This is a genomic window from Vibrio breoganii (genome assembly GCF_001677275.1).
Taxonomy (GTDB): domain Bacteria; phylum Pseudomonadota; class Gammaproteobacteria; order Enterobacterales; family Vibrionaceae; genus Vibrio; species Vibrio breoganii.
Map to the genome: position 1 here is coordinate 262,172 of NZ_CP016178.1, position 16,316 is coordinate 278,487.

The 16,316-nt window shown below is 47.4% G+C and carries 9 protein-coding genes; 5 read left to right on the plus strand and 4 right to left on the minus strand.

The genetic code is table 11. From position 1 onward, the window contains the following. Positions 1-79 precede the first annotated feature (79 nt). Together A6E01_RS14255 and A6E01_RS14260 are read left to right on the plus strand one after the other, a co-directional pair. Positions 80-1,210, plus strand: a complete 1,131-nt coding sequence (locus A6E01_RS14255) for an efflux RND transporter periplasmic adaptor subunit (protein ID WP_065211015.1) — start codon at positions 80-82, stop codon at positions 1,208-1,210. 4 nt (positions 1,211-1,214) lie between these two features. Next, entirely contained in the window at positions 1,215-4,367 is a 3,153-nt protein-coding gene (locus A6E01_RS14260; RefSeq protein WP_065210510.1) for an efflux RND transporter permease subunit, read from the plus strand. 943 nt (positions 4,368-5,310) lie between these two features. On the opposite strand, the gene A6E01_RS14265 is transcribed toward A6E01_RS14260, so the two are convergent. From A6E01_RS14265 to A6E01_RS14275, 3 genes are all read right to left on the minus strand, one after another. Further along, entirely contained in the window at positions 5,311-8,148 is a 2,838-nt protein-coding gene (locus A6E01_RS14265) for an FAD-binding and (Fe-S)-binding domain-containing protein (protein ID WP_065210511.1), read from the minus strand. Between the two features lie 33 nt (positions 8,149-8,181). After that, positions 8,182-9,321, minus strand: coding sequence for an FMN-dependent L-lactate dehydrogenase LldD (gene lldD / locus A6E01_RS14270; protein WP_017030224.1), 1,140 nt, complete (start codon positions 9,319-9,321; stop codon positions 8,182-8,184). Between the two features lie 140 nt (positions 9,322-9,461). Beyond that, positions 9,462-11,156: an L-lactate permease gene (locus tag A6E01_RS14275; RefSeq protein WP_065210512.1), complete on the minus strand. Its 1,695-nt coding sequence runs from the start codon at positions 11,154-11,156 to the stop codon at positions 9,462-9,464. 163 nt (positions 11,157-11,319) lie between these two features. Here A6E01_RS14275 and A6E01_RS14280 point away from each other — a divergent pair, with 163 nt between their 5' ends. The 3 genes from A6E01_RS14280 to A6E01_RS14290 all read left to right on the plus strand — a co-directional run bounded on the left by A6E01_RS14280 (position 11,320) and on the right by A6E01_RS14290 (position 14,889). Beyond that, a complete protein-coding gene (locus tag A6E01_RS14280; RefSeq protein ID WP_065210513.1) occupies positions 11,320-12,219 on the plus strand; it encodes a LysR family transcriptional regulator in 900 nt (299 codons plus the stop codon). A 97-nt stretch (positions 12,220-12,316) separates the two neighbouring features. After that, positions 12,317-13,264: a LysR family transcriptional regulator gene (locus A6E01_RS14285; RefSeq protein WP_017030221.1), complete on the plus strand. Its 948-nt coding sequence runs from the start codon at positions 12,317-12,319 to the stop codon at positions 13,262-13,264. A gap of 158 nt (positions 13,265-13,422) precedes the next feature. After that, a complete protein-coding gene (locus tag A6E01_RS14290) occupies positions 13,423-14,889 on the plus strand; it encodes an FAD-dependent oxidoreductase (protein WP_065210514.1) in 1,467 nt (488 codons plus the stop codon). 123 nt (positions 14,890-15,012) lie between these two features. Here A6E01_RS14290 and A6E01_RS14295 read toward each other — a convergent pair whose 3' ends face one another. Beyond that, positions 15,013-15,960 (minus strand): carbon-nitrogen hydrolase family protein, encoded by a 948-nt coding sequence (locus tag A6E01_RS14295; RefSeq protein WP_017030219.1) that lies wholly within the window; start codon positions 15,958-15,960, stop codon positions 15,013-15,015. Positions 15,961-16,316 lie beyond the last annotated feature (356 nt).

Genomic DNA, 16,316 nt, shown 5'->3' on the forward strand with positions numbered 1-16,316 from the left:
GAACGACTATTCATCTGTTTGATATGTTGAAATGAAGTCCTATATCGAAAAGATTATTGATTTAGAAAAAGGTTGTTCAATGAAAAAATCTTTACTGGCAGCGAGCTTGGCAAGCACTTTGCTTTTAGTTGGTTGTGGCGAGGCTCAGAAGCCTATGCAATCTGCAACTGCACCAACTGTAATTGTGGAACCGGCAGCAGTTATTGCCCATCAGCCAAGTAAGGCTTATGTAGGTCGCGTAGAAGCGGTCGAGGATGTAGACATTACTGCACAGGTTACTGGCTACTTAAAAGAGCGCCACTTCCAAGAAGGCCAAATAGTAGAGAAAGGACAGCTTCTTTATACAATCGAACCTTCGTCGTTTGAAGCTCAAGTAGCGAGTGCTAAAGCCTCTGTTGCACAGGCAACCGCGAATTTAAAGCGTGCAGAAAACGATTATAAGCGTGCGAAGAATCTATTACCGAAGGGCAATATCTCACAGTCAGAGTATGACGCTCGTCAAGCAGAGCAATTAGGTGCGGCTGCGCAACTTGAAGCGGCTAAGGCGCAATTGTTACTAGCAGAAGTCAATCTATCATATACCAAGATTACTGCTCCTTTCTCTGGACGTATCGCCGATACCAAGGTGAGCATTGGTGATTTGCTGTCTGCTTCTTCTGGCACTTTAACGACCTTAGTTAGCCTTGACCCTGTGCATGCTTCTTTCCAGTTGAGCGAGCGAGAGCGTCTGCAACTTGGCGTCGATAAATACGAAGGCGACGGCGAGTCTAGTAGTGGTGAAGTAGAGGTAACGCTGAACCTTGAAGATGGTCAGCAACACCCTGAGAAAGGCACATTAGATTTCGTGGGTAACCGTATCGACCTAACCACAGGTACCTTGGCTGTGCGCGCATCAGTGCCAAACAGCAAGCATACTTTATTACCGGGACAACATATCAATGTTGTTATTGCCTCGACAGAAAGCCAACCTGCCGTTGTGATCCCACGTCGTGCGGTTCAGACTGATATCGCCGGTGATTTTGTGATGATCGTAACCGACGGCAACGTAGCAGAAAGACGTAATGTTGAACTAGGCGTACAAACACCAGAGGGTGTGATTGTTAAAACAGGTCTTGGAGAGGCCGATAAGGTTATCGTTGGCGGGCTTCAGCGCGTACGTAATGGCTTGGCTGTGCAAATAGCTGACGCGAAACCAGAAGCGTCGGAGTAACGGTATGTTGAGTCGATTTTTTATCCAGCGCCCTAAGTTTGCGCTGGTTATCTCCATTATCTTGACGCTGGCGGGTGCGATTTCACTAGCAGTATTGCCTGTGTCTGAGTACCCGAGAATCAGTCCACCTTCGGTAAGCGTAACGGCTTACTACACAGGTGCGAGTGCCGAAACTGTTGAACAGGCCATAGCCGACCCAATAGAAACCTCGGTGAATGGCGTAGAGGGCATGATTTACATGTCTTCAAAGAGTGCTAACGATGGTTCGTATAACCTAAACGTGACGTTCGAGGTTGGTACAGACCCTGATATGGCACAGGTGAACGTGCAAAACCGTGTCACCCAGATAGAGTCTAAGCTTCCTCCTGAAGTTCGCTCTGTGGGTGTGACGGTTAAGAAGCGCTCTCCTGATATGTTGATGGTATTGAACTTCTATTCACCTGAAGGTACCTACGACGATCAATTCTTGATCAACTACATCAATCTCAATGTTAAAGACCAGCTGGCGCGTGTTAAAGGCATCAGTGAGGTGAGCGTTGTAGGTGGTGGTGAATTCTCAATGCGTGTTTGGCTAGATCCAGAGAAGCTAGCAAGCTTGGGTCTAACGACGCCGGATGTTTATGCCGCATTGTCTGAGCAAAATATACAGGTAGCCGCAGGTAAAGTAGGCGCACCACCGTATGAAGCGGCGACAGATGTTACCTTTAACTTGGTAACTAAAGGCCGACTAGAGAGCGTTGAAGAGTTTGAAAATGTCATGCTTCGCGCTAATCAAGACGGTTCAGCGGTTTACTTGAAAGATGTGGCTCGTGTTGAACTCGGTAAGAAGTTCTACGACGGCTCTGGTCAGTTCCGTGGCCAAGACGCTTCTATCGTTATCTTGAATCTTCAATCTGATGCTAACGCCCTTGAAAGTGGCGGCTTAGTAATGGAGATGCTGGACAACCTCAGCGTTAACTTCCCTGAGGGAATGGAGTACGAGAGCAGCTACGACACTACTATTTTCGTTGAAGAATCCATCAAAGGGGTAGTAAAGACCCTTATTGAAGCGATCTTGTTGGTAATCGCTGTAACCTATCTGTTCTTGGGTAGTGCGCGTGCAACCTTGATTCCTGTTGTTGCGATTCCGGTATCTCTTATCGGTACGTTTGCGGTTATGCAAATCACCGGTTTCACCATCAATACAGTAACCCTATTTGGTCTCATACTCGCCATCGGTATCGTGGTGGATGATGCGATACTGGTTATCGAAAACGTTGATACCACGATGCGTAAGGATCCTTCTCTCACGCCGCGCAAGGCTACCTTGATGGCGATGAAAGAGGTAACTGGTCCGATTGTCACCTCTACCTTGGTATTGCTCGCGGTATTCTTGCCAGTGGCTATGTTGCCTGGTATCACCGGGATCATGTATCGCCAGTTCGCACTGACTATCTGTATCTCGGTTGTGATCTCGTCGATCAACGCATTGACACTATCTCCTGCACTGTGTTCATTGGTACTGAAGCAAGGCGGTGGTAACACCTCTAACTGGTACAAGGCATTTAACAATGGCTTAGACAAGGTTACAGCAGGCTATGGTCGCCTTGCAGGCTTCTTGGTGAAGAAAGCGATCTTGTTGTTCGTGTTCTTCATTGCAGCGGTGGCAGCGGTAACCTACTTTGGTAAAAACACCTCAACAGCCTTCGTACCTCAAGAAGACAAGGGCATCTTGCTAGTCAACGTGCAGCTTCCTGATTCCGCGTCTCTGTCTCGTACTGAGGCTGTGACTGATGAGTTAGTGGCGCTGATTGAACAAGAGCCGGGCGTTGAAGGCATTACAGCCGCAACGGGCTATGCGTTTATGACGGGCGCAGCGGCTTCTAACGGTGCTTCTCTGTTTATCAAGTTGAAGACATGGGATGAGCGTGCTGCGTTAGATGGTGAGCATTCTTCGTTTGCTATTTCGAACCGTATCAATGGTATTGCCGCGAACAAGATCCCGGATGCAGTAGTATTCGCAATGGGTCCTCCAGCGGTTCCTGGCATGGGTTCGGCGTCTGGTTTTGAGTTTGTACTTGAGGATACGCTAGGTCGTAGCCGTACGGACTTGGCGCAATTGATGAACGATGTGATTCAAGAAGCCAATAAACAGCCAGAGATTGCGTATACCTTCAGTACCTTCCGCGCCAATGTGCCGCACTACTATGTAGACATTGATCGTGAGAAAGCGAAACAGCTTGGTGTATCTCTAACGGATATCTTCCAAACCCTTCAGGGTAACCTTGGTTCAATGTACGTGAATGACTTCACTATGCTAGGTAAGAACTTCAGGGTGACCATGCAGGCTGATAGTGAATACCGTGGTTCGATGGATGATCTAGGTCGCTTCTTCGTGCGCAGCAACCAAGGCGCGATGGTTCCGTTAAGTACTTTGATCACTCATGAACAGGTGTTTGAGCCAGATGTTGCATGGCGTTATAACATGTATCGCTCTGCGGTGATTCAGGGGCAACCTGCACCAGGCTTCTCTAGTGGTGATGCTATTGCAGCAATGGAGCGCGTAGCAGCAGAAATGCTTCCACAGGGCTACCAGTACGAGTGGACTGGCATGGCATACCAAGAGAAGCTAGCGGGTAACCAGGCAATCTACGCGTTTGCATTGGCTCTGATCTTTATCTACCTATTCATGGTGGCTCAGTATGAGAGTTGGACTATTCCGATTGCGATCATCTTGGTAGTACCGATCGCAACTCTTGGTTCGTTCTTAGCGCTTAACCTAGCAGGCATACCTCTGAACTTGTACGCGCAAATAGGCTTGGTTCTACTCATAGCACTGGCCGCGAAGAACGCAATCTTGATTGTGGAATTTGCGAAGAATGAGCGTGAGCAAAACGATCTAGAGATCGACAAAGCAGCCGTTATGGGCGGTATCCTTCGCTTTAGAGCGGTGAACATGACCTCTTGGTCATTCATCCTAGGTATCTTCCCACTAGTGTTTGCCGCAGGTGCAGGTCACATCAGCCAGAACTCACTAGGTATCTCTCTAGTTGGCGGTCTATTGTGTGTACTTCTAGCCGGTACCTTATTGATCCCAGGCTTCTACGCCATCATTCAGAAACTACGTGAAAAAGCACACGGTGGTAGCACCAAGCTTGTAGACCTTGATGACGAATAACCGATAAGGTTGTATCGACAATGAATTGAAGAGCCACATGAGAATGTGGCTCTTTTTTTTGTGAGGGTTAAGGTGTCAAAGGCCGTCATTCTGAGCTTGATTCAGAATCTTAGAGAGTGCCCATGGTCGGGTTTCGCAGGCTCTAAGATACTGGATAGATACTACGTATCTTCCAGTATGACGATGTCCGTTGCATAGGTAATGGCGTCAAAGGCCGTCATTCTGAACTTGATTCAGAATCTTAGAGAGTGCCCTTGGTTGGGTTTCGTAGGTTCTAAGATACTGGATAGATACTACGTATCTTCCAGTATGACGCTGGTGACACCGTTTGTTGTGAGGGTAATGGTATCTAAGGCCGTCATTCTGAACTTGATTCAGAATCTTAGAGAGTGCCCTTGGTCGGGTTCCGTAGGCTCTAAGATACTGGATAGATACTGAGTATCTTCCAGTATGACGTTGGTGACGTTAGTAGAGCTGAGCGGGTGTAGTCCCTACAGTCCGTCATTCTGAACTTGATTCAGAATCTTAGAGAGTGCCCTTGGTCGGGTTCCGTAGGCTCTAAGATACTGGATAGATACTGAGTATCTTCCAGTATGACGTTGGTGACGTTAGTAGAGCTGAGCGGGTGTAGTCCCTACAGTCCGTCATTCTGAACTTGATTCAGAATCTTAGAGAGTGCCTATGGTTGGGTTTCGCAGGCTCTAAGATACTGGATAGATACTTCGTATCTTCCAGTATGACGTTGGTGACGTTGGTAGAGCTGAGCGGGTGTAGTCCCTACAGTCCGTCATTCTGAACTTGATTCAGAATCTTAGCGCGTGCCTATGGTAGGGTTTCGCAGGCTCTAAGATACTGGATAGATACTTCGTATCTTCTAGTATGACGTCCTCACGACTACGGCCAATGTCATTGCTACTGCCACGCAACAAGGCAGCCTATACACCTATTTCGCCACTGAAACCTCATCCAGCAAATACAAAATGGATTGATACGGAACACCGCTGTGATGGGATAACCCTATCTCACAGGTTCTGCTGTTGCTGAAGCCTCTAGTGCAATCCTTTGGTACTTGGTCTTTAAGTGGGTGAACCGCTGCCGCATTGAGCTCTGGGGTGGTGAAGCCTTTGTCTCCTGCCCAGCCACAACACTGTATATGCTCGGGTACAATAACCTTAGATGTACAGGCATTGGCTAGTGTCATCATGGTCTGTTCTAGTCCCATTCGTCTTGAGCTGCAGGTGACATGTAGCATGACAGGTTCGTTGAGTGGGTTGATGTCTAGATGCTCAAGCAAATAAGCCTCCGCAAACCCAGCGGGCTCAAGAACTTCTAATGGCTTTGAGAAGTGCTCAATACTGCGCTTGGCACAAGGGCTGGTATCCATCAGTACTGGGTATTTTCCTTCTTCACTTGCCTGCCAAAGAACAGCTTCGAGCTGGTTAGATTTTTCTTGGGCAAGGTCATTCATCCCCTTGCTTTCATAAGGCATGCCACAGCATTGCTCATTAAGCTGTTGTGGAATAACGATCTCGAAGCCCGCTTTGTTTAATAGCGATAGCGTCACCTCAGTGAGCGACCTTTGGTCTTGGGCGTCATTTTGCTGCCCCATGTTGCGGCTGGCGCAAGAGGGCATATAGATGACTTTCTTGTTTGAAGTCTGTTGTGTTAATGCTTCCCTTGCCAAATCAAACTTATTTGCTTGTGGGTATTCTTTTAACCAAACCGGTGTGGCCTGCTTAGTGAGCTTACGAAGTCCGTTGGTCATTTTGCCAACGGCCTTCTCACCCATCAGCTTTGAGGCGGCTTGATTAGCAGAGAGCCCGGTTTTCGCCAGCTTGCTGGTGGTTGCAAAGTGATCCGCTGTCCATTTAGCGATAGAGGTGTATTTCTGATACTTCTCGATACGTAGCTGCTTAATCAGGTCGCCCGTATTAATGCCAACAGGGCAACGGTCTGCACAAAGTCCGGTTGCTGCGCAGGTATCTATGCCTTGGTAATTAAAGGTTTCTTCCAGCTCTGAGGCGCTAGTATCCTCTCCGGCGTTTCTTCTGCGCTGAAGCTCGCGATACAACACGATGCGTTGTCGTGGGGATAAGGTCAGCGTCCTTGAAGGGCAAACAGGTTCACAAAAACCACACTCGATACAGCGATCAACCAAGGAGTCTGCGGCAGGCATCGGCTTTAGGTTTTCTATGTGCGAATGGGGGTTGTCATTGATGATGACTCCAGGATTGAAGAGCCCTTTAGGATCAAACAAGGCTTTAATCTGCTGCATCAAGGCATAGCCTTCCTTACCCCATTCAAGCTCGACATACGGAGCCATGTTCCTTCCCGTGCCGTGCTCAGCCTTCAATGAGCCTTGGTATTTAACTGCAACAAGGTCCGCTACGTCATCCATAAACTGACCATAGCGATCAATTTCCGACTGAGAATCAAAGCCTTGAGTAAACACAAAATGCAGGTTGCCTTCTAGTGCATGACCAAAAATTATGGCTTCGCTGTAGTGGTATTTATCGAACAAGGATTGAAGGTCGCGAATGCCATTAGCCAAGTTTTCAACAGGGAAGGCGACATCTTCGATGATGACGGTCGTTCCCACTTCGCGCACAGCACCTACCGCAGGGAACATGCCCTTGCGTATACCCCAAAGGGTCGCAACGGTTGCAGATTCGCTGGTGAAGGGTACTGATTCTATGATGTTATAAGTCTCTAAGCCTTGCATGACTTGCGAGCACTGCTTATCAAGTTGCTGTTGGTCATGGGCGTGAGACTCTATCAAGATAGCCGTGGCATCTAAGTCTAGATGCTTAATGAATCCGGGCATTCCTGGCTCATCTGCCACAGAGCGAAGTGCCCGCCCATCCATTAGCTCAACAGCCGCGACAGGCAACTTTGATAAAGTGGTAACGGCTAGGCTTGCTTCTTCAATGGTCGGCAATACAAGCAGTGCTGAGGCCTTGTTTGGGTGCTCCGCTACTGTGTTGTAGGTGATCTCTGAAATGAAGCCAAGGGTTCCCTCTGATCCCACCATCAAATGCTCAATAACATCGATAGGGTCGTGATAATCCACTAGAGCATTGAGTGCATAACCTGTCGTATTCTTGAGGCGGTATTTGTGTTTGATCTTTTCTGATAGCTCGGTGTTGTTTGATACGCTCTCGCACAACGAAGTGATGCCTTGAATCAGCTCTGGGTTCGCTGATTTAAATGCGGCGATACTTTCTGCGCTACCTGTATCAAGCTGTGTGCCATTACTAAACACCAACTTCATGCTGGCAACGGTTTTATAAGAGTTCTGAGCAGTACCGCAACACATGCCACTGGCATTGTTAGCCGCGATACCGCCTATTTTACAGGTGTTGATGGAGGCAGGATCAGGCCCAATTTTTCTCTGGTAAGGAGCGAGGTATTTATTTGCATCGGCACCTATAACGCCAGGTTGCAGTACAATCTGCTGTCCATTGTTAACGATCTCATGCCCTCGCCAATCATCGGTTAAGGTAATTAAGACGGAATCCGACAATGCTTGACCCGACAAGCTCGTACCTGCCGCACGAAAGGTGCAGTGAATGCCAAACTCTCGACAGCTATTGATGGCAAAAATTACTTCATCTAGGTCTTTCAGCTGCAGCACTATCTTTGGAATCAAACGATAAAAACTGGCATCAGTGCCATAGGCAAGGCGCTTGGCTTCCTGAGTAACGATGCGTTCGGGCGCAATTTTTGATGCCAGCAAGGCTTCGAGCTGTTGAAAAGAGTCAGAGGAAAGTAATTGGGTCATTGAATGCGTCCTAGTCAAAATAGTGTGCAACCATTAAATGGATTTAACTAACGAGTCTTGTGAGAGGTCACTGATGGTCTTTGCGCCAGTGAGCGTCATGGCGACGCGCATCTCTTTGTTATAGAGATCGAGTAGGTTCTCGACGCCTTGCCCACCTTGAGCGGCCAGTGCATAAACGAAAGAGCGACCCAGCAAGGTACAGTCAGCGCCGAGCGCCAACATGCGAACCACATCAAGACCGGTACGAATACCAGAATCCGCCAAGATCTTTAGGTCGCCTTTTACCGCATCAGCGATTGCGGGGAGAGCCTTAGCACTCGATAGCACGCCATCCAATTGACGACCGCCATGGTTTGAAACCACAATTCCGTCGGCACCAAAACGTACGGCATCCTTTGCATCCTCTTCATCGAGAATACCTTTAATGATCATAGAGCCGTCCCAGCTATCGCGGATCCACTCAAGATCCTTCCAGGAAATTGACGGGTCAAAGTTAGCGCCTAACCAGCCAATGTAATCTTCTAACTTGGTTGGCTCACCTCTATAAGTTGAGATATTGCCAAGATCATGAGGTTTACCCAAAAGCCCCACATCAAGAGCCCAACTAGGGTGAAGCATAGATTGTGCAATGCGGCGTAGATTCGCGTGAGGACCACTCATACCGGAATGCATATCTCGGTAGCGCGCACCGGGCACCGGCATATCAACGGTAAAGACGAGCGTTTTAACCCCAGCGGCTTTGGCTCGCTCTAGTACGTTTTTCATAAAGCCACGATCTTTTAATACGTAGAGTTGGAACCACATGGGTCTATTGATGGCAGGCGCGACCTCTTCGATTGGGCACACTGACACCGTCGACATGGTAAAGGGGATGCCTTTTTTCTCGGCCGCTTTCGCCGCTTGTACTTCTCCTCGGCGCGCATACATTCCCGTTAGCCCAACCGGAGCTAGGGCAATGGGCATTGCTAGCTTCTCTCCAAATAGCTCGGTCTCAAGGCTGAGCTCAGACATGTTATTGAGCACTCGCTGTCTCAGTGCGACGTCACCTAGGTCTTGGGTGTTATTTCTTAGGGTTCGCTCGTCATATGAGCCACCGTCAATGTAATGAAACAAAAAAGGAGGTAGCTTTCTTTTTGCTGCAGCTCGGTAATCGGTAGAGGCGGAAATGATCATATGTCAGCTCTTTTATGTCTTTGTTCTTGTATCAAAATTTGGGTGTCGACGGCTTAGATTAAATGAGCGGTAAAGCCGATACGTATGGAGTAAGTACTTAACTAAACTATTAGCTAAGTACTTACTTTAGCTCATAAAAGTCATTTCATGAGTGCATCTGTAAAGTGAAATCCATAAATGAGAGTGAGGCCAATAATCCCTGTCATTACAAGGTAATAGATGGTGGGAATAATGGTCTTGCGCAAGGTCGCACCTTCGCGACCCAAAAGGCCCACCGTAGCCGATGCCGCTACCACATTATGAATCGCTATCATGTTGCCAGCCGCTGCGCCAACCGCTTGCAATGCCACGACTACCGCACTAGAGATAGTTAGTGTTTGGGCTACCTCAAATTGAAATTGGCTAAACATCATGTTGGATACGGTATTAGAGCCTGCAATGAAGGCACCCAGCGCACCTACGGTAGCACTAAGCATAGGGAAGGCTGAGCCGACAATATCAGCGGCAAAATTTGCCGTAGTGACCGGCATGCTGGCTAGGTCGGCACCGTTAATGCCAGAGTTAATAAAGATTCGCACCATAGGGATGGTAAACAACAACACAAAGCCCGCGCCTATCAGTGTTTTGCTTGATTCTCCAAACGCGCTCGCTAATGGCTTTAGGTTTCCAGATTGTAGAATGACCGCGAGTAGGGCAACCAAGACTAAGATGCCACCGGGAAGATAAAGCGGCTGAATCGCTGTGCTCACGCCTGTCTCACCAAGGATATTACCGAAGGATAGGCTGACGCTCTTTAACATGCCCTTGAATTCAGGGCTAACGCGACTCGCCACAAGGATCACGGCTAGCATCACATAAGGTGCCCATGCCTTTGTTAGGCTCATTGGCGCGCCAGTGGTCTTTTGCTTCAGTTCAATCTTTAGAGAGCCTAACCATTCTGCTGGCCATTTATCTTCACTCTCAAAATCCCATTGTTTTTTCGGTACTAAGAAGCCCTTTTTCGCTGCTGTAACCACAATGGCGAGTCCAAGCATACCGCCAATCAAAGATGGGAATTCAGCGCCAAGAAATACACCGGTTAATGCATAAGGAATGGTAAATGCAAGGCCTGCAAATAGGGCAAACGGCAGAATGTCTAATCCCTCTTTCCAGCTCTTATTTTTGCCAAAGAAGCGGGTAAGCATCATTGCCATCAACACTGGAATAAGCGTGCCGACTACCGCGTGTATTAGAGCAACGCTAGAGGTGATTTGCTGTAGGTAGGCGTCCCAAGTCGAGCCGTGAGCGATAAGTGACTCACCTATGTTGTGCGTATCTAGCCCTTTGTTGACACCTACGATGATAGGGGTGCCAACCGCGCCAAATGACACAGGCGTAGACTGGATCATCATCCCCATAAGGACCGCAGCTAAAGCAGGAAAGCCAATTGCGACAAGCAGAGGAGCGGCAATGGCCGCAGGCGTACCAAAGCCAGACGCGCCCTCAATGAATGAGCCGAAACACCATGCAATGATGATGGCTTGTATACGGCGATCGCTGGAGATATCCGTAAAGCCGTTGCGAATAACAGTAATGGCTCCGGTGTGCTTTAGAGTGTTGAGTAAGAAGATGGCACCGAAGACAATCCAAAGCACCGACACTGTAATGCCTAAGCCTTGGAAGATAGAAGCAAGCACCCTGTTTGCGGACATGTCCCAGAACGCTAGCGCTATCACCACTGTTAAAGTAAATGCCACGGGCATGGCTTTTTTAGCGGGCCAGTTGAGGCCGACCAGTAATATCGCCGCCACAACGATTGGCGAGAAGGCCAACAAGGCCAATAGTGTTTCACTCATGGGTACATCCTCGTACTCTAGTTTTATTTAGGCTGTACATCATCACCAGCTCAGGAATGTGTTTTTGTAATGGGTTTGTTAAGCGAGTGTGAATTTAGACCTTTCTTTTTTATTGATATAGCGAAATAATGAAAATGATTAATTCCAAAATTGGCATAATAAGATGCGAGCAGATGATCTAATTCTATTTTCTCAGGTCATAGAACTGGGGAGCTTTAGTAAGGTGGCAGAGGAAAATAACCTTACAAATTCGGTAGTTAGCAAACGAATTGCCAGGTTGGAGGAGGATGTAGGCGCGCAGTTATTATATCGAACAACGCGTAAATTGAGTCTGACGGAAGCGGGGAAGACCTTGTGGCATAAAGCAAAAAATGTGACCGAGGCCACTCAAGAAGCAAAGGACGCGGTTTCCGGTTTTGGAGAAAGTATCTCTGGGCATCTTAAAATGTCAGTCCCCACGATCTCGGGGGATTTGATTCTGGCCGATGCTATTGCTGAATTCTGCAATTTGCATCCAGGGCTATCAGTGGACATGTCTTTAGATAACCGATTTGTGGACCTGATCTCTGGTGGATATGACTTGGTGATCCGCACCGGCTATCTTGAAGACTCAAGCTTGATTGCTCGCCATATCATTGATTCTCAATGGGTGGTTTGCGCCTCTCCCTCCTACATAGCCAAGCATGGCAAGCCAATCAAGCCTATAGATCTTACCCAGCACAACTGCCTGCAATACGCCTACCAAACCACAGGTGCGAGTGAGTGGGAGTTTAAGGGCGATAAGGGCAACTACATTGTGACGGTCTCAGGAAGTTTCTCTACCAACAATGCCACTGCGCTGCGCAAGTCTGCATTAGGAGGGCATGGTATCGCCTATGTGCCAAGGTGTTTGGTTTATCATGATTTTCGTAACGGGCAGCTGGTGGACATTTTTCCTGATTTGGTGGGAAAGAAGTTAGGCATCTACGCTGTGTATCCCTTTACGAGGCAACCGCCAAACAAGGTCAAGCTATTGATAGAGCACATTAGGCAACGCTACTTGACCATCTCGCACTATTTTTAGCCACACAATGCTGGCCTACGTTGTCCAGTGTCGGTATCAAGCAAAGATGGGTTATACTTCTGTTTTTAAACAAGAAGTTTTTTAGGTAGGGGCCTGCATGTCACTGACCACACAACTGGCGCTGTTTCGAGACGTGGTGCAGCAAGGCTCGTTTTCAAAGGCCGCTGCTCTGCACGATATGGATAACTCATCGCTGTCGAAGCAGATCAAGAAGCTAGAAGTGACTCTTGGAGTACAGCTACTTAACCGCTCAACACGCTCGTTCTCGATTACCTCGGCGGGTGAGGAGATCCTAGAGCAAACCCATACCCTGCTTGATACCTTGGCGCACATTCATAGCATCGCGGATAGCTATCAGTCGGTTCCTAAGGGCTCGCTGCGTATTACCTCACCTATCTTCTTTGGGCAGGAGTATCTGCAACCGGTAGTGACGCGATTTATGAAGCAATACCCCGACGTTCAGGTCACCCTTTCTCTAGATGATAAGCGAGTGGATATCATTGCTGATCACTTTGATCTTGCGTTTCGCATTAGCAAACTCAGAGAGTCCAATTTGATTGCGAAGAAGATTGCCAATACCAATTTTGCGTTGGTGGCCTCAGAGCAGTTTATCGAGCAATACGGAGAGCCAAAAACACCACAACAGCTGTTGGAGTTACCAGCCGTGGTGTACAGCAATGGCAGTGTGACTCTAGATAGGATTCGTATAAGTGAGACTGCGCACTCGACCAATATGGTAACGCTAAGGATGCAGGGGAATTATAAAATCAGTGACGTGCGCACTATGATGGGCGCGGTAAAGGATGGCCTAGGCTATGCGCTCATCGACTTGTTTAATCTTGACCAACCTATCTCTGACACTAAGCTAGTGCCACTGCTGACAGATCATAAGCTCTCCACTATGGAGACAGGGATCTACGCTATCTATCCTCACCGAACACAGACCCTGTTGGTGAGTGAGTTTATCCAATATGTTCAGCAACACATTGGCTCTCCAGCACTATGGGAAAGCCACATCCCAAACTACCAAGACCTGTATCAATAAGGCGTTCGCGCAGATATCAGAAAATACATTAAGATGTTTTACAATGTAACGCACTGACATGGTTCCAATAATCCGCTATCGCCTGTAGAGTATGCAAAAATTTGATTCGTGCCTAGTAGTCGAATTAGTGTGCATTAAGAATAAAGGATAGATAGGTCGTGGCTGAACAAGGGCAAACTCCGCTTCGTGTTGCTGTAATTGGTGGCGGAATCGCGGGTTCTACGGCAGCGTTACATCTCGCTGAACAAGGTATAGAAGTCACTTTGATTGAACAAAGTGATGGCTTAGTCAATGGTCCACCTATCTGCCATCTGCATGCTGGTGGCAACCTTTATCGTGAGATTTCTCAGCAGCAATGCGTAGATCTACTTAAGCAGTCTATTGAGACGGTTCGCCTTTTTCCCAATGCAGTTAATGCTCGTCCAACGGTGATTGCAACGCCACTCACTGACAGTAGCGATCCTCTATCCTTGTTGCCTCGTCTATCCGTTATCCAAGAAAGCTATCAATACTTGGTCGAGCAAGACCCATTGAATTGTGTGTTAGGCGAGCCTGAACACTATTACGCTCAATACAGTCGCGCACAGTTAGTGGCGCTTCGTGAGAGTGAGCAACCTCAAAATCCATCGAGTCATGACGACTGGATGATTCCCTTCGCTCAGCATGTGGACCTAGATAATCTTAAATACCCGGTATTAGTGGTTCAAGAGTTTGGTCTTAGTGTTTTTCGTCTGGCAGCCAGTGTCACCCTGACCTTAGAGCATCACCCTAAAGCACACCTGATGACAGGATGTCGCTTAGAAGATGCACGCTATGTAAATAATCAGTGGCATTTAACTTATCAACCAAAACAGGGTGATAAGCAACAATTAGTCGTAGACTATTTGGTCAATTCCACTGGTTATAAAACGGGCACCATTGATGATCTAACCAACCAGTCGCAAAAGCGTTTAGTGGAATTTAAATCCGCATTCATAACGCACTGGGAGAACAGTGGCATACATTGGCCTGAGGTGATTTTTCATGGCGAGCGAGGCACGCCTCAAGGAATGGCGCAGCTAACGCCCTACAGTAATGGCTACTTTCAAGTCCACGGTATGACAGAATCCATTACTTTGTTTGATAATGGCTTAGTTGCAAGCGAAGAACCAAGCTCACAGCCTAGGTTACCGCTAGAGCTTGAAGCAAAGATTACTCATGGTTGGCCAGAGTCTGCGATTCAACAGCGCACCCAAAACGCGATAGGGCACATGAGTCAGCATATTCCCACCTTTACCAAGGCGACTGTAGGTGGGAAACCGCTTTTTGGCGCTCAGCAAATTCCAGGGGATGATCCGAGGCTACGCGTAGCAGACGTCTCATTTACCGAAAACAACTATGCGCGCATTGAGTTGGTAAAAGCCTCATCGGCTTTCCAAGCGGCACGAAAAATTAAAGAGCAGTTACAAGGTTTGCATAGCTCTGAGCAAACACCAATGGCATCGGATATCAGTGTCGAGCACGCTCACCCAAACTTGTCAGCTTTATCTCCTGAAAGAATTGAAGTGCGAGCTAAACAGCTGGCTCGAGATAGGGGCTATCCAGAAGCTCTGGCGATTCAAACCGGAACTCTTTCCAATAGCTGATTGCTTAGTGAAGCATTTAGAGAAATGCTTCACTAAGAGTTGAGAGGGTGAGTATCGTAGAGGTGATCTCGCCTTAAAATGACTAACCCAATGTGTTCAAACTTCACACCGACACTGGAAACTCTAGTCTTTAAATATAACGGTGCTCTGGCGAGTTCGATCCACAGATAAACAAGTGACATCAGGGCGAGAGTAATGCCCTGCGGGATCAAAGTTTTGACGCTCCTTAAGAACAAACTGATGGTCTAATTCTGCAACAAAAAGCCCTTCCTTTTCAGTTTGCGGTTCGATTAACCAGGTCCCATCTGGGTTAGCGATACAAGAACCTCCATCGGCAAAGAATGCGTCACTGCTTTCACTCAAGTGTTCAAGTTGAGGAATGGCTTTACTCACATCCGCTGGGCGCATTAACCCACTCACAGACATAACATAAGAGCGTCCTTCTTTCGCAATAACCGGAGTAAGGTCAAACGTGTTTGCTAAGTTTCCTGGCCAAGTCGCAATGTGAAGATCTTCACCTTGTGCATAGAGGGTGGCTCGAGCAAGTGGCATCCAGTTTTCCCAACAGTTCAATCCACCTAGGGTAAAGTCACCTAGTTTATGCGTAACAAGGCCATGGCCATCGCCGGGAGACCAACTTAGCCTTTCTTCATAAGTAGGCATCAATTTTCTATGAACCGATTGAATACTCCCTTCTTGATTGATATAAACCAAACTGCAATAAAGGCTATGCCCGCTGCGATCAGCTGGTCGTTCAATGATCCCAAGATATATTGAAACTTGATGAGCTTTTGCGGCCTGGCATACAGGATCAAGATCGCCTCGTTCTATCTGCACCGCCTGTTTTGAGTATTCAGCCTGAACAGTTTTTTGAAGATCATCATTAAACTTTGCCGCTCCAGTTCTCTCGAGCCAAAAAGGATAGCCAGGTACGAGCGCTTCACCAAAAGCCACTAAATCACAGTTTTCCAGTGCAGCCTCTTCCATATAAGAAATGACTTTATCCAGTGTTGCCTCCCGGTTAAACCAAACCGGTGCAATTTGAGCTAAGGCAACTTTGATTGTTTGCATATTGATATTCTCCAGTCTGAAAGTAAGAAGATAGAACTTCATAAACTATAGGTTGGGTTGACTGAATTAGTAACTCAAATTGAACATGAGGAAAATCAGGAGGTTAATGAAATCTAAGCTTAAGGCGTTGAAAATTTTAGCTGTTTTTATCTGTGGTGCATTGTTGATGGCTCTGTTCCGTTTAGGCCCATCTCCATGTGTTGTAACTCATTTTTGGACAGAAATGAGCTAGAGACTTTACTCTAACCCTTGTGGTTTAGATTACGGGACGTGCGTATGGCAAACGACGAGACCTGACCCCATAACACCATAAAAATTGATGTTAAAAAAATAGATAAGGAAGGATATAATAAATA

What these genes read in the sequence shown, in the direction of transcription:
- A6E01_RS14295 (WP_017030219.1), bottom strand. Translation starts at nt 15,960, where the DNA reads ATGCAAACAATCAAAGTTGCCTTAGCTCAAATTGCACCGGTTTGGTTT.
- A6E01_RS14275 (WP_065210512.1), bottom strand. Translation starts at nt 11,156, where the DNA reads ATGAGTGAAACACTATTGGCCTTGTTGGCCTTCTCGCCAATCGTTGTG.
- A6E01_RS14265 (WP_065210511.1), bottom strand. Translation starts at nt 8,148, where the DNA reads ATGACCCAATTACTTTCCTCTGACTCTTTTCAACAGCTCGAAGCCTTG.
- A6E01_RS14260 (WP_065210510.1), top strand. Translation starts at nt 1,215, where the DNA reads ATGTTGAGTCGATTTTTTATCCAGCGCCCTAAGTTTGCGCTGGTTATC.
- A6E01_RS14280 (WP_065210513.1), top strand. Translation starts at nt 11,320, where the DNA reads ATGCGAGCAGATGATCTAATTCTATTTTCTCAGGTCATAGAACTGGGG.
- lldD (WP_017030224.1), bottom strand. Translation starts at nt 9,321, where the DNA reads ATGATCATTTCCGCCTCTACCGATTACCGAGCTGCAGCAAAAAGAAAG.
- A6E01_RS14255 (WP_065211015.1), top strand. Translation starts at nt 80, where the DNA reads ATGAAAAAATCTTTACTGGCAGCGAGCTTGGCAAGCACTTTGCTTTTA.
- A6E01_RS14285 (WP_017030221.1), top strand. Translation starts at nt 12,317, where the DNA reads ATGTCACTGACCACACAACTGGCGCTGTTTCGAGACGTGGTGCAGCAA.